At 41.2% G+C, this 20638-nt stretch carries 18 protein-coding genes; 15 read left to right on the forward strand and 3 right to left on the reverse strand.

Going from position 1 to position 20638, the window contains the following annotated elements; all coding sequences use genetic code 11:
* Positions 1 to 7: 7 nt before the first annotated feature.
* Entirely contained in the window at positions 8 to 514 is a 507-nt protein-coding gene (locus tag H5201_RS18695; RefSeq protein WP_149980525.1) for a glycine cleavage system protein R, read from the reverse strand.
* A gap of 359 nt (positions 515 to 873) precedes the next feature.
* Here H5201_RS18695 and H5201_RS18700 point away from each other — a divergent pair, with 359 nt between their 5' ends.
* The 10 genes from H5201_RS18700 to H5201_RS18745 all read left to right on the forward strand — a co-directional run bounded on the left by H5201_RS18700 (position 874) and on the right by H5201_RS18745 (position 11713).
* Positions 874 to 3108 (forward strand): ABC transporter permease subunit, encoded by a 2235-nt coding sequence (locus tag H5201_RS18700; protein ID WP_182719200.1) that lies wholly within the window; start codon positions 874 to 876, stop codon positions 3106 to 3108.
* 14 nt (positions 3109 to 3122) lie between these two features.
* Positions 3123 to 4772, forward strand: a complete 1650-nt coding sequence (gene pstA / locus H5201_RS18705) for a phosphate ABC transporter permease PstA (protein ID WP_149980527.1) — start codon at positions 3123 to 3125, stop codon at positions 4770 to 4772.
* Positions 4773 to 4799: 27 nt separating this feature from the next.
* Complete coding sequence (pstB, locus tag H5201_RS18710) at positions 4800 to 5627, forward strand: phosphate ABC transporter ATP-binding protein PstB (RefSeq protein WP_145238219.1); 828 nt, start codon at positions 4800 to 4802, stop codon at positions 5625 to 5627.
* Between the two features lie 54 nt (positions 5628 to 5681).
* Positions 5682 to 6383, forward strand: coding sequence for a phosphate signaling complex protein PhoU (gene phoU, locus H5201_RS18715; protein ID WP_064668157.1), 702 nt, complete (start codon positions 5682 to 5684; stop codon positions 6381 to 6383).
* A gap of 171 nt (positions 6384 to 6554) precedes the next feature.
* Positions 6555 to 7232 (forward strand): TIGR00153 family protein, encoded by a 678-nt coding sequence (locus tag H5201_RS18720; protein ID WP_145238222.1) that lies wholly within the window; start codon positions 6555 to 6557, stop codon positions 7230 to 7232.
* 39 nt (positions 7233 to 7271) lie between these two features.
* Positions 7272 to 8540 carry an inorganic phosphate transporter gene (locus H5201_RS18725; RefSeq protein ID WP_182719201.1) on the forward strand — a complete coding sequence of 423 codons (1269 nt, stop codon included), beginning with the start codon at positions 7272 to 7274 and terminating at the stop codon, positions 8538 to 8540.
* Between the two features lie 92 nt (positions 8541 to 8632).
* The gene (locus H5201_RS18730) at positions 8633 to 9553 is read left to right on the forward strand and encodes a hydrogen peroxide-inducible genes activator (protein WP_182719202.1); all 921 of its coding nucleotides are present in this window, start codon (positions 8633 to 8635) and stop codon (positions 9551 to 9553) included.
* A 111-nt stretch (positions 9554 to 9664) separates the two neighbouring features.
* Complete coding sequence (locus H5201_RS18735; RefSeq protein ID WP_182719203.1) at positions 9665 to 10207, forward strand: RNA polymerase sigma factor; 543 nt, start codon at positions 9665 to 9667, stop codon at positions 10205 to 10207.
* Positions 10200 to 10790: a hypothetical protein gene (locus H5201_RS18740; RefSeq protein ID WP_182719204.1), complete on the forward strand. Its 591-nt coding sequence runs from the start codon at positions 10200 to 10202 to the stop codon at positions 10788 to 10790. Before H5201_RS18735 ends, H5201_RS18740 begins: the two co-directional genes overlap by 8 nt.
* Positions 10791 to 10801: 11 nt before the next feature.
* Positions 10802 to 11713 (forward strand): hypothetical protein, encoded by a 912-nt coding sequence (locus H5201_RS18745; RefSeq protein ID WP_182785197.1) that lies wholly within the window; start codon positions 10802 to 10804, stop codon positions 11711 to 11713.
* Between the two features lie 63 nt (positions 11714 to 11776).
* Here H5201_RS18745 and H5201_RS18750 read toward each other — a convergent pair whose 3' ends face one another.
* Positions 11777 to 12001, reverse strand: a complete 225-nt coding sequence (locus H5201_RS18750; RefSeq protein ID WP_145238241.1) for a hypothetical protein — start codon at positions 11999 to 12001, stop codon at positions 11777 to 11779.
* Between the two features lie 203 nt (positions 12002 to 12204).
* Positions 12205 to 14730 (reverse strand): EAL domain-containing protein, encoded by a 2526-nt coding sequence (locus H5201_RS18755; RefSeq protein ID WP_182719206.1) that lies wholly within the window; start codon positions 14728 to 14730, stop codon positions 12205 to 12207.
* Between the two features lie 168 nt (positions 14731 to 14898).
* On the opposite strand from H5201_RS18755, the gene queA reads away from it, so the two are divergent.
* The 5 genes from queA (at position 14899) to secF (ending at position 20429) form a co-directional block, all read left to right on the forward strand.
* Positions 14899 to 15930, forward strand: a complete 1032-nt coding sequence (gene queA / locus H5201_RS18760) for a tRNA preQ1(34) S-adenosylmethionine ribosyltransferase-isomerase QueA (protein ID WP_182719211.1) — start codon at positions 14899 to 14901, stop codon at positions 15928 to 15930.
* Positions 15931 to 16104: 174 nt separating this feature from the next.
* Positions 16105 to 17232 (forward strand): tRNA guanosine(34) transglycosylase Tgt, encoded by a 1128-nt coding sequence (gene tgt / locus H5201_RS18765; RefSeq protein ID WP_145238250.1) that lies wholly within the window; start codon positions 16105 to 16107, stop codon positions 17230 to 17232.
* A 25-nt stretch (positions 17233 to 17257) separates the two neighbouring features.
* Positions 17258 to 17596: a preprotein translocase subunit YajC gene (yajC, locus tag H5201_RS18770; RefSeq protein ID WP_016709184.1), complete on the forward strand. Its 339-nt coding sequence runs from the start codon at positions 17258 to 17260 to the stop codon at positions 17594 to 17596.
* 16 nt (positions 17597 to 17612) lie between these two features.
* Entirely contained in the window at positions 17613 to 19472 is a 1860-nt protein-coding gene (gene secD / locus H5201_RS18775) for a protein translocase subunit SecD (protein WP_145238253.1), read from the forward strand.
* Between the two features lie 9 nt (positions 19473 to 19481).
* Complete coding sequence (secF, locus tag H5201_RS18780; RefSeq protein WP_149980534.1) at positions 19482 to 20429, forward strand: protein translocase subunit SecF; 948 nt, start codon at positions 19482 to 19484, stop codon at positions 20427 to 20429.
* The last annotated feature ends 209 nt before the right edge of the window (positions 20430 to 20638 follow it).

Consider the following 20638-nt stretch of genomic DNA (forward strand, 5'->3'; position numbering starts at 1 on the left):
GTGTGACTTAAGCGTCTTCAATATCAACAATTAAGTCGGATGTAATTGCTTCGAGTGCAGCAACAACTTCGTCTTTATTCATGCCCGTTGGCAAAGCAACTGTTGCAACGGCGCTGAAAATTGGTACCCCCCAGTTTGGTGCGCTCTGCTGCTTAGAGTTTAGGTGGGTAATATTTGCTCCCTTGTGACGCAATACTCCGGCTAGTTCCTGGATAATACCTGGTCGATCATTGCCAGTTATTACAAAATTAAGCTGTTCAGCAGGTGTGTCTGGTAATTCATGCGCGCCTGTTTCAATCCGTACTTCTAATTGTGGTAAGCCATGCAATGCATCTTGTAATTCTTGCAGATGCTCTGCTGGCACTGCTACTTCAATGATGCCAGCAAAGTGACCGGCTAAATGGCTTAAGTTACTGGTTAACCAGTTACCATTATGATTTAAAATTGCAGATGAGATGTCTTCTACAAGTCCCGGACGATCTTGTCCCAAAATAGTTATAACCAATTGCTTCATATAGATAATTCCTAAAGAGTGCCGTAATTAAATAATAAATGCCCAGGCATGAAATTATTGAATGATTAAAAAGAACCGGATTGAGTATTGACTCAGTCCCCAAATTTGTCCAATTTTTTTGCCAATAGTTCAATTTAAAAACAGTAAAATAGTGTGAGTTTACAGTCTGAATTATCTAAACTTTTGTTTATCAATAATAAAGCACTAAGTTGAAAGTTTTTCAAGTTATTGAATATAAACATTGTTTGTTTTGTTATGATGAATACCACAACAAAGTCTTAGCAATTATGACGTTTGTAACAATACTGTCATCTTGGTGAAATATAATCTACCCAACGTTAAGATTTATAGGTGTTTTGATGACTTCCAATCCGAATAAACCGTCTTTTAATACGGATAGAAGCCGTCTATTTAAAGATCGGTTTGCCAAATTTAGCATTACCGCTGGCGGTATTATGGTATTGATAGCTTTGCTATTGATATTCTTCTATTTATTGTATGTTGTGCAACCTATTTTTGAATCAGCGAAAGTAGAAACGCGCGATAGCTTTGCGCTTAGTAATGCTGAACAAATTGTTGGCCTAGGTATTGAAGAGCAAACTGAAATTGCTTTTTTACTGAGCAAACAAGGTAAGGTTGATTATTACAGTGTTGAGAAAAAGGGCTTTGGTAAAAAGCTTGCTAGCTTAGTTGTGCCACTTGACAGCGAAGTGAGTAGTTTTGCATCCAGCGCGCCATTTCAAGGACATTACGCATACGGACTAGAAAATGGTTCGGTGATGATAGTGTCACCTAAATTCTTAGTTACCTTTCCTAATAACGAACGTAAATTAACCCCGCGTTTGGGTTATCCACTTGGTGAAAAAACATTGCTGGTTGACGACAATGGTGCTGCCATTAAACAATTTGCATTTAGCCATTATGAAGATAAAACCGCTGTTGTGGCACAAACGGCTGATAAGCGTGTAATTTTTAGCAGTTTTGTTGCTGAAGAAAACATGTTCAGCGGTGAAGTTGAATGGGTTGTTGAACGCACTGAACTTGATGTTGAAGGGCGCGTAGACCAACTACTAATGTCGCCAGATACCACCCGTACTTTTGTGCGCTCAGCAAATCAAATTTATGTTTACGATACTCGCAATCCAAGCGAGGTTGAGCTGATCCAAATGCTTGCGGCGAATGAAGAAAATGCCAACTTGGTTTCGGCGCAATTATTAGCCGGTGCTAACTCGCTGATGCTAGCGAATGACAATGGTGAAGTTTCGCAGTGGTTTGAAATTAATACTGACGATGGCCGTGAATATCAGAAAATACGTGCGTTTGAAACCTCAAAGCAGCCTAAGCTAGATATATTCACTGAGTTTTATCGCCGTACGTTCTTTACCACCAGTTCTAATGGTGAGTTAGGCGTGTATTACACCACCAGTGAAGCAAAACTATGGCAAGGTAAAATCAGTGAAGGTCCGATTGAAAACTTTGCTATTGCACCACGCTCAAATGCGGCACTTATTCTAGCTGATGACAAATTAACCGTGGTTGAAATTCACAATGAACACCCTGAGGTGACTTGGTCAGCCTTGTGGCAAGAAGTGTGGTATGAGGGTTATCCAGAGCCGGGTTATATTTGGCAATCAACGTCTGCCGGTGATGACTTTGAAGCTAAGTTTTCTTTAGTGCCAATTTCATTTGGTACTATAAAAGCTGCTTTATATGCGATGCTATTTGCAGTGCCGATTGCGCTCTCTGCAGCAATTTACACCGCTTATTTTATGTCAGGTCCATTACGTAAAGTAGTCAAACCAACAGTTGAAATTATGGAAGCATTACCAACCGTAATTTTAGGATTTTTAGCAGGCTTATGGCTTGCGCCGTTGATAGAAGAGCATTTACCTGCGATTGTTGGCTTGCTGTTTATGCTGCCGCTGGGGATTTTAGCGACCGCATTTGCGTGGACTAAATTACCAGAAAGCTTTCGTCACCGAGTTCCTGAAGGGGCCCACTCAATCTTACTAATACCAGTATTGTTACTGATTGGTTGGTTAGCCTTTGCGATGAGCGGGGTGGTTGAGTTGTGGATGTTTGACGGTAATGTTCGCCAGTATTTGACTAACGAATTGGGTCTGACTTTCGATCAACGTAATTCACTGGTAGTCGGTATTGCGATGGGTTTTGCGGTTATTCCGACTATTTTCTCTATCGCAGAAGATGCTGTATTTAGTGTGCCTAAGCATTTATCAAACGGTTCATTGGCGCTAGGCGCAACACAATGGCAAACCTTGGTTAGTGTGGTGTTATTAACCGCCAGCCCTGGTATTTTCTCTGCTGTGATGATGGGCTTAGGCCGCGCCGTAGGTGAAACGATGATTGTACTAATGGCAACAGGTAATACGCCAATAATGGATTGGAGCATTTTCCAAGGTATGCGTACCTTAGCCGCTAATATCGCAGTAGAAATGCCAGAATCGGAAGTGGGTAGTTCACACTATCGGATCTTATTCTTAGCCGCTTTTGTATTGTTCATATTCACCTTTATTTTCAACACAATTGCTGAGTTTGTGCGTCAGCAGTTGCGTGATAAATACAGCTCGATGTAAGTGGGAGACACGACATGTTAAAGCAGTGGTTTAAGTCAGGTTCTCCTTGGATATGGATGACAGGTGGTGCAGTAAGTATCAGTTTGATTTCTGTCTTAGGGTTATTAGCAATGATTGCTTGGAAAGGGTTAAGCTTTTTCTGGCCATCACAAGTAGTGCAATTAGAGCTACAGGGCTCGGTTGCGCAGCAAACTGTAATTGGTGAAATATACGACCGTGAAATGGTGCCTAAATCGCGCCTTGAGGCAACCGGTGTTGATTTATCTGGTTATGATAAAGAGCAACTAGAGCGTTATTTAATTAAAACCGGTAACCGTGAATACGTTGATTTAGATTTTCGTTGGGTAATAGAAACTGACATAAAATCAAATACCATGCCTGCGGCTATAGCGGTGTTTGAACGCAGTAAAAACGGTAATTTTTATGGCTACGTCGAACAAGTAATAAAAGACGGCCAAGTGATCACCGATAATAAAACTGAAGTATTAGAAGAATTAGTTGAACGTGCCGTTGAGCTTAATGAGCAAGCGCTTGATTTGCAAAACGGTGACATTGGTCATATTAACTATCAATTAGAGCGTTTACGTTTACAAGAGAAGTCGTATTTACTCGATGATGCACTGACCGATGAACGAGTGGCTGAGCTTGCGCAACAGCGTGCAGATCTAAGAGCCGAGTATGGCGTACTTGAAAAGCAATTGTTTGCACTGCGCAAACAAGCTAAGCGTGATCAGGTAACCGTAAAAGATATGCGCGGTGAAATTGTTACTTTGCCTTTATATCAGGTTTTGGATTTTTGGTTTCCTAATGACATGAGCTTTGTTGCAAAGCTAGGTCACTACTTTGTACAACTAGGTAAATTTGTTTCAGATGATCCGCGTGAAGCTAATACTGAAGGTGGTGTATTCCCGGCAATCTTTGGTACTGTTTTTATGGTAATGTTGATGGCTGTAATTGTAACGCCGTTTGGGGTTGTAGCAGCTATATACTTACATGAATATGCGGCTAAAAATGCGGTTACCAAGATGATCCGTATCGCGGTCATTAACTTGGCTGGTGTTCCTTCAATTGTTTACGGTGTATTCGGTTTAGGATTCTTTGTTTATGTATTAGGTGGCAGTTTGGATCAATTGTTTTATCCAGAAGCCTCACCTAGTCCAGTATTTGGTACTCCAGGGGTACTTTGGTCTGCTTTAACGCTTGCTATTTTAACGCTGCCTGTGGTGATTGTATCAACAGAAGAAGGCTTATCACGTATCCCAAGTACGGTTCGTCATGGCTCTTTAGCACTGGGCGCAACGCAAGCTGAAACGTTATGGCGTATTATCGTGCCAATGGCCAGTCCTGCGATTATGACCGGTTTAATATTAGCGGTGGCGCGTGCTGCTGGCGAAGTTGCACCATTGATGCTAGTGGGTGTGGTGAAAATGGCACCGACATTACCGCTCGATGGTAACTTCCCGTATTTTCATCTAGATCGAAAGTTCATGCATTTAGGTTTTCATATATACGACGTTGGCTTCCAAAGCCCAAATGTTGAAGCGGCACGTCCGCTAGTGTATGCCACCGCATTCTTATTGGTATCAGTAATTATTACACTGAATATCACCGCGATAGGCATACGTAACCATTTACGTGAAAAATTTAGATCGCTTGATCAATAATTAGTAAAGATTCTATAGGTAACAAACATGATTACAGTCGCTCCACAAGTAAACCAATCAAGCACGAGTTTGAAATTGGACTTAGACAATTTAAGCACCGAGCAAACGGCACTCGAGATCAAAAACTTAGATCTTTACTATGGTGAAAAACAAGCGCTTAGCTCAGTGAATATGAATATTCCAAAAGGCCAAGTAACCGCATTTATCGGACCATCAGGGTGTGGTAAATCTACGTTGTTGCGCTGTATTAACCGTATGAATGATCTGGTTGATATTTGCCGTATTGAAGGTGAAATTTTACTACACGGACAAAACATCTATGACAAAAAGGTAGATGTTGCAGCGCTGCGTCGTAATGTTGGTATGGTATTCCAGCGTCCGAACCCGTTTCCTAAATCAATCTACGAAAATGTGGTTTATGGCCTACGCTTACAAGGTATCAAAGAAAAACGTAAATTAGACGAGGTGGTTGAACAGTCACTGCGAGGCGCGGCACTGTGGGATGAAGTAAAAGATCGGCTTCACGATAGTGCATTTGGTTTGTCAGGTGGTCAGCAGCAACGTTTAGTGATTGCACGCTCTATCGCCATTGAGCCTGAAGTATTATTACTCGATGAGCCAACATCAGCATTGGATCCTATTTCAACACTGGTAATTGAAGAGCTTATCAACGATTTAAAAAATAAGTTTACCGTTGTTATCGTAACCCACAACATGCAACAAGCAGCGCGGGTTTCTGATCAAACGGCCTTTATGTACATGGGTGAATTAATAGAGTACTCAGATACCAATACGTTATTTACTACCCCAACGAAAAAGAAAACGGAAGATTATATCACCGGTCGTTACGGCTAGGCTGAGTCAAACTGTTTTTGGGTGACGTTAGCGATTTTGATAAGAAGGTAAACAATGGAACACAATATTAATAAGCATATTTCTGGCCGCTTTAACCAAGAGCTAGAAAACGTTCGCAACCATGTATTAAGCATGGGTGGCTTAGTTGAGCAGCAACTTAATAGCGCGCTTGATGCGGTAAGTAATGGCGATGCTGAGTTAGCGCGTAAAGTGCGTGAAAACGACTATAAAGTAAACGCCATGGAAGTAAATATTGATGAGGAATGTACCCGTATCATTGCTCGTCGTCAGCCAGCTGCAAGTGATTTACGCTTAGTAGTCGCGATTGCTAAAACCATTGCCGATTTAGAGCGTATTGGCGATGAAGCTGAGCGTATTGCTAAAGTTGCGCTAGATTCATTTACTAAAGATCAGCAAGATTTATTAGTTAACATCGAAAATATGGGTCGCCAAGTTTCAAAAATGCTGCATGATGTACTCGATGCTTTTGCACGTATGGATGTACAAAAAGCATTTGAAGTACATAAAGAAGATGCCAAGGTTGACCGTGAGTATGAAGCAATTACTCGTCAAATTATGACCTATATGATGGAAGATCCACGTTCAATTCCAAAAATTATGGATTTAGTTTGGTCGGTACGTTCATTGGAACGAATTGGCGACCGTTGTCAAAATATCTCTGAATACATTATTTACTTTGTTAATGGCAAAGATATTCGTCATACATCTCAAGAGGATATAGAAAAATCGTTATAGATTTTTTGATACCGTCTTGTTTTATTAAAGCGGCCAATGGTCGCTTTTCATGTTTTCGTTATAATTATAATGCTGTAGCGGCAGCTGTGATGTAATAAAAGCATTCACAATCGCGGTGAATGCTGTAAAATTCACGCCGCAAAGCATACTAATTTGATTTAAGGGTCAGTTATGCCTACAAACGCATTTTTAGGGGTATTCGCAAAATCTCCTATAAAGCCAATGGAAGATCACATCAAGAAGGTACATCAAGCAAGTAAAGCTTTGATCCCTTTTTTCAATCATGTATTTAAAGAAGAGTGGCAACAAGCAGAAGAGATTCGCTTGAACATTCGTACTTTAGAACGTGAAGCCGACGACATGAAAAGAAATATACGTTTACAGTTACCGCGCGGTTTATTTATGCCGGTAGAGCGTACAGATCTGCTTGAACTCGTCACCCAGCAAGATAAAATTGCTAATAAAGCAAAAGACATTGCTGGTCGTGTAATTGGTCGTGAGATGACCATTCCAAAAGAAATTCAAGTTAACTTTTTAGCCTATGTAACTCGCTGTGTTGATGCAACTAAACAAGCATCAAACGCAATCAATGAGTTAGATGAGTTACTAGAAACTGGTTTTAAAGGTCGTGAAGTGACCTTAGTAGAAAAAATGCTCGTTGAATTGGATGCAATTGAACAAGACACGGATGATATGCAAATCATAATACGTCGCCAATTACGTGACGTCGAAGATGAACTCAATCCTGTAGATGTAATGTTTTTATATAAAATCATCGAATGGGTCGGCGAGCTTGCGGATATCGCAGAACGCGTTGGTTCGCGTCTTGAGCTGATGTTAGCTCGGTAATTTACACTCAGTTCAATAACGAAAGATTAGGGTTACACAATGGATATCATTGCATCTTATGGCACGGTATTAATTTTAATTGCCGCAGCAGTCGGTTTTTTTATGGCTTATGGTATTGGCGCGAATGACGTTGCTAATGCGATGGGCACATCGGTAGGTTCAAAAGCATTAACTATTAAACAAGCTATTTTTATAGCGATGATTTTTGAATTTGCAGGCGCCTACTTAGCTGGCGGCGAAGTAACATCGACAATTCGTAAAGGCATTATCGATTCTACGCCGTTTTTAGACCTGCCAGAACTTATGGTATTAGGGATGATCTCGGCATTATTTGCAGCGGGTAGTTGGTTGCTAATAGCTTCATTCTTAGGTTGGCCGGTATCAACCACGCATTCAATTATTGGTGCTATCATCGGATTTGCTTTAGTTGCAGTTGGCAGCGAAGCGATTCAATGGGACAAAGTTGCAGGTATTGTGGGGAGTTGGATTGTTACCCCGGCGATTTCAGGGTTTATTGCCTACTTAATATTTATGAGTGCGCAAAAGTTAATTTTTGACACCGAGGCACCACTTAATAATGCCAAACGCTATGTGCCTATTTACATGGGTTTAGCCGGTTTTATCATGTCTTTAGTAACCATCAAGAAAGGTTTAAAGCACATTGGTATTAATTTAGGTGCTGTTGAAGGTTATGCATTAGCAATCGGTATTGCTGTTATTGTTGGTATTATTGGTAAAATCGTTATTTCTCGGTTAAAGATTGATCCAAAAGCCGATAAGAAAATGCAATTTAATAACGTTGAGAAAGTGTTTGCTATCTTAATGGTATTAACCGCATGTTGTATGGCATTTGCTCATGGTTCTAATGACGTGGCTAACGCTATTGGTCCGTTGGCTGCAGTTGTAAACATTGTTGAAAATAACGGTGAGATAGCTAAGCAAGCGACAATCGCATGGTGGATTTTACCACTGGGTGGTTTCGGTATTGTTGCAGGCCTTGCAATTTTAGGCAAAAAAGTAATTAAAACGATTGGTGAAGGCATTACGCATTTAACACCAAGTCGTGGTTTTGCTGCTGAATTAGCTGCTGCTTCTACAGTTGTAATTGCATCGGGAACAGGCTTGCCAATTTCTACTACACAAACCTTAGTTGGCGCGGTATTAGGGGTAGGTATGGCACGTGGAATTGCTGCACTTAATATGGGTGTGATCAGAAACATTGTAGTTTCTTGGGTAATTACATTGCCAGTTGGCGCTGCCCTTGCTATTGTTATTTTCTACATACTGAGAACTGCCTTTGGAGTTTAAATCCAGCAGTCTTTAAGTATTACAGACTTTTAGCTTGAAAAGATCTCAACGCCCTTGGTGTTGGGGTCTTTTTATTTGTGGGTACAAAAAGTATGACGAACTTACCAAGTATTAAACAGCTGCAGTATTTATTGGCAGTTCATCAGCATCAACATTTTGGCCGCGCCGCAAGTGCGTGTTTTATTGGTCAATCAACACTCAGCAGTGCAATTCAAACCCTTGAAGAAACACTCGGTTGCCAACTCATAGAGCGTGAAAATCGTAGTTTGATGTTCACAGCCATCGGCGAAGAAGTGGTAGAGCGGGCACGCAAAATTATTGACGATACGCTAAGTGTTAGAGAGCTGACTAAAAGCCATTTAACACCGCTAAGCGGTACGCTCACCCTCGGAGTTATTCCAACGATTGCTAGTTTTATTGCGGCACCTCTCTACCACCTTTGTCAGCAACAGTTTGCCGATTTAGAGTTGGTACTGGTTGAAGACACCAGTGATAGCTTGTTAGATAAACTCGAGCATGGCCATATCGATATGGCGCTGTTGGCACTACCTTACGATACTGATAAATTTCATACTCAAGTACTCGCGCAAGATCACTTTTGCTTAGTACATCATAAAGACTATTTACCTGCTAAGAATATAGAAGATTTTAACTTGTTACCGGAAGCCAGCGTGTTCTTATTAGAGCGAGAACATTGTATGACAGGGCACGCATTAAGTGCTTGTCATTTAAATCGTTCAAGCTGTATCAATCCGTTTGAAGCGGCGAGCTTACACACCTTACTTAGCATGGTTGAGCACCAGTTCGGTGTGACTTTCTTACCGCAAATGGCGATTAACGCGGGTATTTTAGCGAACAAAAATATGCTTGCCACTCCTTCACAAAGTGACGCATACCGCGATATTGGCATTCTGTGGCGCAAAACAACCGGTCGTATTCGAGATTTTCGTTTATTTAGCCAAATGCTAGAAAGCTTTTTAAAGCAACAATGCCGTTTAATGACGGATGAATAGCTCATTTAGGTGAGCTTTTTTATTTATTTTCATTTATTTTTATCTTTTCCAAACTATCTGCTTCACTCTATCGACTAACCTCATAAGTAAAATAACTAAGCATCGAGAATCGTGTTTTTTCAATCAATAGAAACATTAATCGCCAAAGCACAACAAGGAAATAAGCGCGCCTGGCTTAAGCTGGTTAAGCAGCATGAAAGCCAAGTTTATAACTATTGTTTGCGGATGCTAAGTAACCCAGATGATGCCATGGACTTAATGCAAGAGGTGTTTATTTCGGTGTATAAAAGTCTGCCGAACTTTCGTGGTGAGTCGAGTTTTAATACTTGGGTATTTCAAATTGTGCATCGGCGTAGCGTTGAATACTACCGCCGTCGCAAGCATTATCAGAGCTTAGATGATGTGCCAGAACAGGCCTGTGAACACAGTGAATTAGAAGGCAATAGTGTAGCTCAGGCCCAGCATCAGCAATTAAAAAGTATGTTGAATAAGTTACCGTGGGAGCAGCGTTTAGTGGTGGAGTTGAAATTTTTCCAGCATTGCACCTTTGAAGAGATTGCTGAGCAATTAGATATTTCAACTAATACTGCTAAGTCGCGGTTATACAGTGCATTAGGAAAATTAAAAGTTCATTTGGAGGCCGTAGATGGCTAGTTTAGAGTCGCTTTTTGAGCAATGGTTAGATGGTAAAGTTTTGAGCGATAAACAATTGCAGCAGCTCGAAAATGCTCCCGAATATGCAGCGTTGATGAGCCAAGCGCAAGTATGGCAACAGCATAGCCGTGACTATAAGGCTGTACCTGTACCAATCTGGGATCGCCAATCAACAATATCGCAGTTCTCTGCTGTGCGTGTGTTTAGCGTCGCTGGAGCGTGGGCTGTTGCAGCATCAGTATTGGTTTGTTCGTTAATCTTTTTAGTTATACCGCAATCAGATACGCAGGGGTTACTTGCACAAGTAACGAAACAAACACATTTATTGCAGTCTCAACAAAAGCAAATTGACCAAATGCAAAAAATTATTACTGCGCAAAATCAATTGCAGCTACAGCAGATGTATCAATTAGCAAAAGAGGCCATTGCAACAGGACGAGTTGAACGCCAAGAAGATATTGCCAGTTTAATCACTTACATCAAAACCCAGCGAGCTCAAGATCAAGCGTATCTACGGATGCAATTAAATGATTTAGCCGAACAAGTACAAGAGCAGCCAACAGCCGCGATTGCGAAAAATTAGGAGTATAGAGCATGAATAAAAAACTTATCAGCAGCGCCATAATGGCCATACTTGGGTGTTTAAGTGCTAATGTATCTGCGCAAGCCCCAGCGGAGTTGGCATCAATACAGCGTGAAGTAGCAATAATGGAAAACATTTTAAGCAGCGCGTTAAAGCAAGATACCAATAAAAGGATCCGTGCGATTCAAGCCAACTATTTTGTTAAGCAGGGAGTGGTATTTGAGCTGGGCGTAAGAGGCTCTAGCCGCTGGCAGACTATTTTTAGTAACGCACCTAATGCGCCGTTACCACCACTGCCTGAAATTGATTTTGCTAATATGGATATTGAAATTATCAGTGGTCAAGTAGAGTTTATTACCGAAGATGTTGTTGAATCATCACGAGAAGCTTATCAACAAGCGATGGAGCTAATGCGTGAAGGCGCAGAACAAGTGCGCGAAATTGCAGAGCAAGAGCGTGATGTGGGCCGAAAGTTGCGAGATTTAGAGCGTGAAAAGCGCGATTTAGAGTTTGCCAGCCGCCATGATAATAGCGCCGAAGAGAAACAGCTTGAACAACGCAAAAAAGCGTTAGAAAAAGATATCGCGAAGCTGGAAAAACAACAAACTAGACTCACTAAACAGCAGCAACAGCTACGGCAAAATATCAATGCAAAGCATGCAGAGCGTGAGCAACAACAAGCCGCAGAGCAACAACAGTTACTGGAGCAAGTAAGCACAAGTATCAGTCTTACGTTATGTGATTACGGTAGTGGTTTACGTAGTCTGCCAAACGACGAGCATGTGAGTTTTGTTCTTAAAGGGCTCGGCGATAAAAATACGAGTTTAATAAAAGTATTTAATAAATCAGATATTAAAAAGTGTGTCGCCGGCGATATCAAAGCCAGCGAACTGACTAAAAAAGCTATTAGCTACCAATTTTAATTAGCCGAGCTGATATTAACTGAGCTCAATTAATAACTTATCCCTGACCAACAAGCAGCCGTATTATAAAGGCTGCTTTTCGTTATGCCCTTCATATTCAAACTGTTTATTGAATGGCGTAATATCTGGTAAAAATAACAAATAAACCCACACCACTAAGTTAAAGTAGGGGATCAAACCTAAGCAGGTAAAAGTTACAACCGGGTAACCTTTGATACTGGCATATCGATAGCATTGGTAAGTTATCCCTAAGTTTACCGCTAATAGTAACACTATTAATTGCATCATAATTCACTCCATAAATTGACAATGATACTAATAACAACATGTTAGTTTGTAAGTGGCATGTTGCTACGATTTGGCGATGTCATGTGAAATTTCGATTATCATCATAATCACAAGACATTTATCGCCCGATGAGCAAAGTATAGATGAGTTATCACAAGATGGAAGTAAAAAAATGCGTAGATTTGTATGAAAAGTTCGCTATTTTAGCTAGGTGGTTGTTCGTAAAAAGTTTTGTTTTGATAAATTTTTTGTAACTGATGTTTGATTTTTTCTACGGGCACCGGGCGTGAAATAAAGTAGCCTTGGCCATAATCAACACCTATTTCTTTTAGTGCTAAAAAGATCTCTTCATTTTCAACATATTCAGCAACTGAACGCTTATTGAGCGAGCGACTAATATCATTTATTGCTTTAACTAACGCCAAGTCGATTGGATCATTGAGCATATCGCGAACAAACGAACCGTCTATTTTTACATGTTGAGCTGGCAGCTGTTTAAGATAATTAAAGGTGCTAAAGCCAGTGCCAAAGTCATCAATTGAAAAATGACAGCCCAAGCGATTGAGCTTTTCGATCATCGCACGAGTGGCAGTTAAATTATTGATACTGGCGGACTCGGTGATCTCAAAAATAACCCGGGTAGGGCTGATATCGCACTTTTCAAGGGTCGATTCGATATGCGGTAATAGGCGTTCATCTAAAAACGATTGCGCAGATAGGTTTATTGCAACTTGATTTAGCTCAGGGTTAGCGGCAATGGCAGAAATTGCATTGCTGATCACACATTGATCCATTAAGTAAGTGTCGTTCAATAATTCAAGTGACGGAATAAATTGGTTTGGATAAACCAGTTCACCGTCGAGTTTTAAGCGTAACAGTGCTTCAAAATAAGCGACACCACCATGTTTAAAGTCCCAAATCGGCTGGTAATGTAATTCAATTTGGTTTTGTTGTAATGCTTGGCGAATGCTGTGTCCCCACTCTAATCCAGCTTGCAAAGTGTTATGGCTGGCATCTTCTTTAGAGTAACAATGAACCAAATTACGGCCTAAGCTTTTAGCAACGTACAAGGCAATATCAGCTTGTTTTAAGCATTCACTCGGATCATGATTCGCTGCTGTTATTTGCGTTAAGCCAATTGAGCAGCTAATTGAATAAACTTGTTCTTCAGATTTAAACTGATGACCTTCAATAGCCATACAAATACTTTCAGCTATCAAGTGTGCATCAAGCAGATTCATATTATTTAAGATCACCGCAAATTCATCACCACCAATGCGACACACTAAGTGTTCATCACTGATATTGGCGTTAAATAGTTGCGCAACTTCTTTAAGAACTATATCGCCTTGTTGATGACCTTTACTGTCATTAATTATTTTAAAATGATCGAGGTCAATATAAATTAAAGCGTGTTCTATGTCGCCATTAGTGCGTTGCGGCTGGCAAATTCGATTGAGTTGTTGATCAAAATAATAGCGGTTATGTAAGCCGGTTAAGGTGTCATGAAGCGCTAAATGGCGCAGCTGTAATTCAGCTTGTTTGCGCTCATGAATATTATCTATTGTGGCGGTGATCGTGGCAGCATTACTGCTGTTTTTGATTAGTTGTAAGCGGCACTCAACCCAAATAGCTTGACCATCTTTATGAATAATTTGCACTTCAACCTGCTGTTGCAAGGCACCGCCATGCAAAATACTGCTAATTGTTTGCAGTAGTTTATCTTTGCAATCATTGATACAAAAGTCAGAGAGTGCTTTGCTCAAGGTTTGTTTTATGCCAAACCCACTGAGTGCTTCCCACGCAGGGTTGATAAAACGAATGCGGCCTTGTTGATCAAATTCAAGCACCACAGTATTAAGATGTAATAGTATCCGCTGATGGGCTGAAAATAGCTCCTTATAGCGGCTTTGACTTTGACTTAGCTGTTCTACTTTTTGTGCAAACTCTGCATAACTGACCATAAAATCTTCACGGCGCGCAGCATGGTCGCATACTTTACTTAACAAGGTTTGTTCATACGGTGCACGAATAAAATCAGTAACCCCTGAAAGCAATAGTTGTTCAGCATGATCGGCATCTTTTGTATCAATAATAGTTACAATGGCTTGTTTTGGGTTGTGTTGTAAAATCTCTTCAACTAATTGACTGGCAGCTCCTGCGTGTGCTGCGGTTGCATCAAGTAACACAATGGCAAACTTTTGCTGCAAATAGATTGATAATGCTTGTTTATTACTAGAAACATGGGTGCAGGCAAAGTTTAGCTGTAGTTGTTGCGTTATTTCGGCGGCTTTACTACTGTCGGTTTCGAGCAGCAACAAATCTAAGCGACTGCTTTTTTCTAAATGCGTTGATAATACATTTGCCAGTACCTGTGGCAGCATATCTTGGCGTTCAAATGGTAATACCGCATCTATGCCATAACTGCGTGCTGTCGTTTCGGCTATTCGCTCACAATAGATAGGCGGAGTAAGCACAATTGGTGTGTTTTTTGGGGTTTTTAATAACCCTGAACGGATCATCCGAGAAAATCGCCAGCCATCGATTTTACCAACATTTAGACCGGTAATAATGACATCGACCGCTTGAGATTTAAGAATTTCGAGGGCTTGTTGGCTATCGGCCACTTCAAGGAAAGTAAATACATTGAGCCGATTTAAGGTTGACTTAACAGCCTGACGCTCAGCGACACTGGCGTTTAAGATCAGCAAAGTTAGCTGCTTAGCCATTTATGTCACACCTCTTATCAACCTAGCTCTAATCAAGTTGAGTAGAATAATGCCATTTGTCTCGAACCACAAGAGAACATTCCATTGTATTTTAATTAAAGCCGTTGGTTGAGCTAATAGCACGATACAGTTAAACTTGGCGCGACTTTTTTGATCTGGATATATCCTATGCGCGTGGCTGATTTTAGCTTTGACTTACCTGATGAATTAATTGCTCGTTTTCCTAAACAGGATCGAACCAGCAGTCGCTTATTAACCTTAGATGGCCCAAGTGGCGCTGTAGAACATAAAATATTTAGCGATATTCTTGATTTAGTAAATGAAAATGACTTGTTGGTATTTAATAATACCAAAGTGATCCCTGCTCGTATGTATGGCCAAAAAGCATCTGGCGGTAAACTTGAAGTGCTGGTAGAGCGCGTGCTTGATGAGCATCGCGTGCTGGCTCATGTACGCGCCAGTAAATCACCAAAACCAGGTACAGAACTTATTCTCGAAGGTAAAGCGCAGGCGACTATGGTGGGTCGTCATGGCGAATTGTTTGAACTAGAGTTTACAGGTGAGCAAAACGTTCTGGAAATTTTAAACGATATTGGTCATATGCCACTGCCGCCTTATATTGACCGTCCAGATACTGACGAAGACCGCAAACGCTATCAAACAGTCTACGGTGAAAAACCTGGCGCGGTTGCAGCGCCAACTGCCGGTCTACATTTTGACGATACGCTCATGGCTGCATTAAAAGCCAAGGGTGTAAACATGGCATTTGTTACCTTGCATGTTGGCGCTGGCACATTCCAGCCGGTGCGCGTAGACTCGGTTAATGATCATATAATGCACTCCGAATACATTGAAGTGCCTGATGATGTTGTTGCAGCAGTCGCTGCAACCAAAGCTAACGGCGGCAGAGTGATTGCGGTAGGCACAACTTCGGTACGTTCATTGGAATCAGCAGCTAAGATACATGGCGGCCAATTAGCCAGTTACTTTGGTGACACCGATATTTTTATTTACCCAGGTTATCAATTTAACGTAGTTGATGCCATGGTCACTAATTTTCACTTGTCAGAATCGACATTGATCATGTTGGTTAGTGCATTTGCTGGGCAAGATAATATTATGAGTGCATACCAAACTGCAATTGCACAAAAATACCGCTTTTTTAGCTACGGCGATGCGATGTTTTTAACCCGTAAATAGTTTTTTCTATAAAAGCACTTAAAGCCCAGCATTGCGTTGGGCTTTTTAGTTTTGATTTTTGCACTTTTAATTTCAGCTTTGAGCCCAATTAATAGTAATGGTTTTACAAAAAGGGTAGAATCGAGCGGTTAAATTATAGCTTGTTGGACTGTTTTTCTGACATTTGAGGATGATATGAAGTTTGAATTAGACCGTACAGACGGTAAAGCCCGCCGCGGCCGCTTGATTTTTGATAGAGGCGTAGTCGAAACGCCAGCATTTATGCCAGTAGGTACTTACGGTACTGTCAAAGGTATGACCCCAGATGAAGTCAAAGACACTGGTGCGCATATTTGCCTAGGTAACACCTTCCATTTAATGCTTCGCCCTGGTACTGAAATCATCAAGCAGCATGGTGGATTACATGGTTTTATGAATTGGGATAAACCAATTTTAACCGACTCAGGCGGTTTTCAAGTGTTTAGCTTAGGCGCAATGCGTAAAATTACCGAAGAAGGTGTATTGTTTAGCTCGCCTGTTAACGGTGAAAAAATTATGCTTTCACCAGAAAAAGCCATGCAAGTGCAGCGTGATTTAGGTTCAGACATCGTAATGATTTTTGACGAATGTACGCCTTATCCTGCCACCGAAAAAGAAGCTAAAGATTCAATGGAGTTATCACTTCGTTGGGCTAAGCGTTCAAAAGAAGGTCACGGTGACAATCCATCAGCTTTATTTGGTATTATCCAAGGTGGTATGTATCCGGAGTTGCGTGCTCAGTCACAACAAGGTCTTGAAGAAATTGGTTTTGATGGCTACGCACTCGGTGGTTTATCGGTCGGTGAGCCAAAAAATGAGATGATTAACATTCTTGATCACTGTGCTTATAAAATGCCAGAGAACAAACCCCGTTACCTTATGGGTGTAGGTAAACCTGAAGACTTAGTTGAAGCCGTTCGTCGCGGTATCGATATGTTTGACTGTGTAATGCCAACTCGTAATGCGCGTAATGGACATTTATTTATAACTGGTGGCATTGTGAAAATTCGTAATGCTGTGCACAAAACAGATACCGGCCCACTTGATCCTGAGTGTGATTGCCATACTTGTAAGAATTATTCGCGCGCGTACCTACATCATCTTGATAAATGTAACGAAATTTTAGGTGCACGACTAAACACAATTCATAACTTACGTTACTATCAGCGCGTTATGGAAGGTTTACGTAATGCGATCGGTGACGGTAAGTTAGATGAATTCGTAAATGATTTTTATGCACGCCGCGGCCAAGAAGTGCCAGAGCTTGCAGATACCACAAATTAAATTTAAAAATTAAAGAGGAAGTGTTATGAGTTTATTTATTTCAAACGCCCACGCAAGTGCGGCAGGTGCAGCGCCAGCCGGTGGTGGTTATGAGATGTTGATCATGCTAGCTATCTTTGGCTTAGTATTTTACTTCTTGATTTACCGTCCACAAGCTAAGCGTGTAAAAGAGCATAAAGCGCTGATGAATGCGATGGCAAAAGGCGACGAAGTTCTTACTCAAGGTGGTTTAGTGGGTAAAATCGCTAAAATCTCTGAAGATAAAGATTTCATCGTTATTTCACTTAACGATCAAGCTGAAGTAACTGTACAAAAATCAGCAGTGTCAGCAGTATTGCCTAAAGGCACAATGAAGTCGCTATAATAATAAGGACGCCCACGTGTTAAACAAGTTTCCATTATGGAAGTATTTACTTGTTCTAGCTGTGATTGCGGTAGGTCTTTTATACGCCTCTCCTAATTTGTATGGTCGTGATCCGGCCATACAAATTTCAGGTACTAAAGGAACTGATGCAGATCTAGCTGTAGTAGACAAAGTAAATGCGACCCTCAAAGAGCACAATGTTACCGTAAAATCAGTTAAGTTCGAAAACGGTCAAGTGTTGATCCGCTTTAAAAATGTTGAAGAGCAGCTTAAAGCGCAAGATTTATTGCGTGATTCATTGAGCGACGATTACATCTCAGCCATTAACATGGCCCCGGCGCAACCTCATTGGTTAAAAGCCCTTGGCGGCAATCCAATGAAATTGGGCTTGGATTTAAGTGGCGGTGTTCACTTTACGATGGAAATTGACATGGTGACAGCGGTTGATAACGCGCTGGAACAAATGGATCAAGACTATAAAAGTGATTTACGTGAAGAAAAACTACGCTATCGCACGGTACGTCGTGTAGCTGGTACTGAACGTATTCGTGTGGAGATGCGCAGCGCAGAAGATAAAGATGCGGCAGAGCGTTTTTTACAGTCACGCTACCCATTACACAACTACATTGATGATAGCTCTAACGATAACGCGTTTTATGCCACCATCAGCGAGCAAAAACTCAAAGAAATTCGTGACTATGCTATCAAGCAAAACGAAACCATTATCCGTAACCGTATTAACCAAATCGGTGTTGCTGAGCCTAACGTACAACGTCAAGGTGCAGAGCGCATTATTGTGCAGTTACCTGGTGTGCAAGATACTGCGCGTGCGAAAGAGATTTTGGGTGCTACAGCAACGCTTGAGTTTCGTGAAGTAGACGAAAATGCCGATCCAACGGCAGCAGCGCAAGGGCGTATTCCGCCTGGTACTGAAATGATCATGAGCCGTGATGGCTACCCAGTGGTACTTAAAAAACGCATTATTCTCGAAGGTAGTCACATTACTGGTGCGCAATCGGGTGCCGATGAATACCAACGTCCGCAAGTAAGTATTAGCCTTGATAGCAAAGGCGGCGCGAAAATGAATGCTTTCACTAAGCGTGCTATTGGCAAGCGTATGGCGACGGTATTTATAGAGTATAAGCCCTCTGGTAAAACAGACGAAAACGGTAAAGCGCTACCACCAATTAAGGTGGAAGAAGTGATCAACGTTGCAACTATACAAGCGCGTCTTGATCGTTCGTTCCGAATCACCGGCATTGATAACCCTGCAGAAGCACATAACTTAAGTTTATTACTACGTGCTGGAGCACTTGTTGCGCCAATTCAAATTGTTGAAGAGCGCACGGTAGGGCCAAGCTTAGGTCAAGAAAATATCGAAGCAGGTATGACGGCGGTTGCTTTAGGCTTCTTGTTTGTACTGATCTTTATGTTAGTTTATTACAAAGGTTTTGGCTTAGTCGCTAATATTGCCTTAGCAGCTAACTTAGTATTGATTGTGGGTGTTATGTCGTTGATCCCAGGCGCTGCACTAACACTGCCAGGTATTGCTGGTATCGTACTAACGGTAGGTATGGCAGTTGATGCCAACGTACTAATATTTGAGCGTATTCGCGAAGAGCTGGCCGATGGACGTAGTCCGCAACAGGCTGTTCATCATGGTTATGATAGTGCTTTTAGTACGATTTTTGATGCCAATATTACCACCTTAATTGCTGCGATTATCTTGTTCGCAGTGGGTACAGGCCCAATTGCTGGTTTCGCAGTGACACTTGCGATAGGTATTATCACCTCAATGTTTACAGCCATTGTTGGTACCCGTGCGGTAATCAACTTATGTATTGGTGGTAAGCGCATTGATAAGCTGTCAATTTAAGGAGCAGATATGCAAATTTTAAAATTAGGCGGCAGAACTTTAGGGTTTATGTCGCTGCGCAAAGTTGCTATGAGCATCTCAACGCTACTTATTTTGGCATCGTTCGCATCGTTCTTCGTTAAAGGTTTAAACTTTGGCTTAGATTTTACGGGCGGTACTGCTGTAGAAGTAGGTTTTGCACAACCAGCAGACTTAAAGAAAGTACGTTCAGTGTTAGCTGAAAATGGTTTTGCAGATGCATCAGTACAATTGTTCGGTTCAAGCCAAGAGATTTTGGTTCGCTTAGCACCGCGTGGTGATGATGTTAAAGCCGAAGTAATTGGTAACCAAGTAATCGATGCACTTAAAAAAGCCGATGATAGCGTAGTAATGCGTCGAATTGAGTTTGTTGGCCCAAGTGTAGGTGAAGATTTAAAAGAGCAGGGTGGCCTTGCCATGTTAACTGCGCTTATTTGTATCTTGATCTATGTGGCATTTCGCTTTGAGTGGCGTTTTGCGGTAGGCGCAGTGTCGGCACTTTTACACGATGTAATCATTACTTTAGGTTTGTTTTCAGTATTAGGGTTAGAGTTCGACTTAACCATATTGGCGGCAATACTGGCGGTAATAGGTTACTCTCTTAATGATACTATCGTTGTATCTGACCGTATTCGTGAGAACTTCCGCAAAGTGCGTATCGACGATACTGTTGAGATCATTGATATTTCATTAACGCAAACACTTAACCGTACTCTAGTAACTTCAATTACCACTATTTTAGTATTAATCGCCTTGTTTGCTTGGGGTGGTCAAACTATTCATGGTTTTGCTACAGCGCTGTTATTTGGTGTGTTTATTGGTACTTATTCTTCGATTTATGTTGCTAGTGCCGTTGCGATTGCGATGGGCGTAAGTAAAGAAGACTTAATACCAGAAGTTATCGAAAAAGAAGGCGCAGATTTAGACGCTATGCCATAGGTATAAATCTAAGTTTACGTTTAAAAAACCGCTCATTGAGCGGTTTTTTGCTTTTAAGTGTTTGTGTCGCCTACGAGAGTATAGAGTTACTTTGGTGCTTAATAACTTGTAGGCGAGTGGCTTGCCACCGCGCTGTTAAAAATATTCTAATGTCTTCTCTTTGTGCAAAATATTTTTAGTTATTCATTCGCAAAGAGGTTAAGAGACGC

The organism is Pseudoalteromonas sp. SG43-6 (assembly GCF_014164365.1).
Classification (GTDB): domain Bacteria; phylum Pseudomonadota; class Gammaproteobacteria; order Enterobacterales; family Alteromonadaceae; genus Pseudoalteromonas; species Pseudoalteromonas rhizosphaerae.

Coding starts and splice junctions, on each gene's coding strand:
- pstA (WP_149980527.1), top strand. CDS start 3,123: ATGTTAAAGCAGTGGTTTAAGTCAGGTTCTCCTTGGATATGGATGACA.
- H5201_RS18720 (WP_145238222.1), top strand. CDS start 6,555: ATGCCTACAAACGCATTTTTAGGGGTATTCGCAAAATCTCCTATAAAG.
- yajC (WP_016709184.1), top strand. CDS start 17,258: ATGAGTTTATTTATTTCAAACGCCCACGCAAGTGCGGCAGGTGCAGCG.
- tgt (WP_145238250.1), top strand. CDS start 16,105: ATGAAGTTTGAATTAGACCGTACAGACGGTAAAGCCCGCCGCGGCCGC.
- H5201_RS18755 (WP_182719206.1), bottom strand. CDS start 14,730: ATGGCTAAGCAGCTAACTTTGCTGATCTTAAACGCCAGTGTCGCTGAG.
- queA (WP_182719211.1), top strand. CDS start 14,899: ATGCGCGTGGCTGATTTTAGCTTTGACTTACCTGATGAATTAATTGCT.
- H5201_RS18725 (WP_182719201.1), top strand. CDS start 7,272: ATGGATATCATTGCATCTTATGGCACGGTATTAATTTTAATTGCCGCA.
- H5201_RS18750 (WP_145238241.1), bottom strand. CDS start 12,001: ATGATGCAATTAATAGTGTTACTATTAGCGGTAAACTTAGGGATAACT.
- H5201_RS18695 (WP_149980525.1), bottom strand. CDS start 514: ATGAAGCAATTGGTTATAACTATTTTGGGACAAGATCGTCCGGGACTT.
- H5201_RS18730 (WP_182719202.1), top strand. CDS start 8,633: ATGACGAACTTACCAAGTATTAAACAGCTGCAGTATTTATTGGCAGTT.
- H5201_RS18700 (WP_182719200.1), top strand. CDS start 874: ATGACTTCCAATCCGAATAAACCGTCTTTTAATACGGATAGAAGCCGT.
- H5201_RS18740 (WP_182719204.1), top strand. CDS start 10,200: ATGGCTAGTTTAGAGTCGCTTTTTGAGCAATGGTTAGATGGTAAAGTT.
- pstB (WP_145238219.1), top strand. CDS start 4,800: ATGATTACAGTCGCTCCACAAGTAAACCAATCAAGCACGAGTTTGAAA.
- phoU (WP_064668157.1), top strand. CDS start 5,682: ATGGAACACAATATTAATAAGCATATTTCTGGCCGCTTTAACCAAGAG.
- secF (WP_149980534.1), top strand. CDS start 19,482: ATGCAAATTTTAAAATTAGGCGGCAGAACTTTAGGGTTTATGTCGCTG.
- H5201_RS18745 (WP_182785197.1), top strand. CDS start 10,802: ATGAATAAAAAACTTATCAGCAGCGCCATAATGGCCATACTTGGGTGT.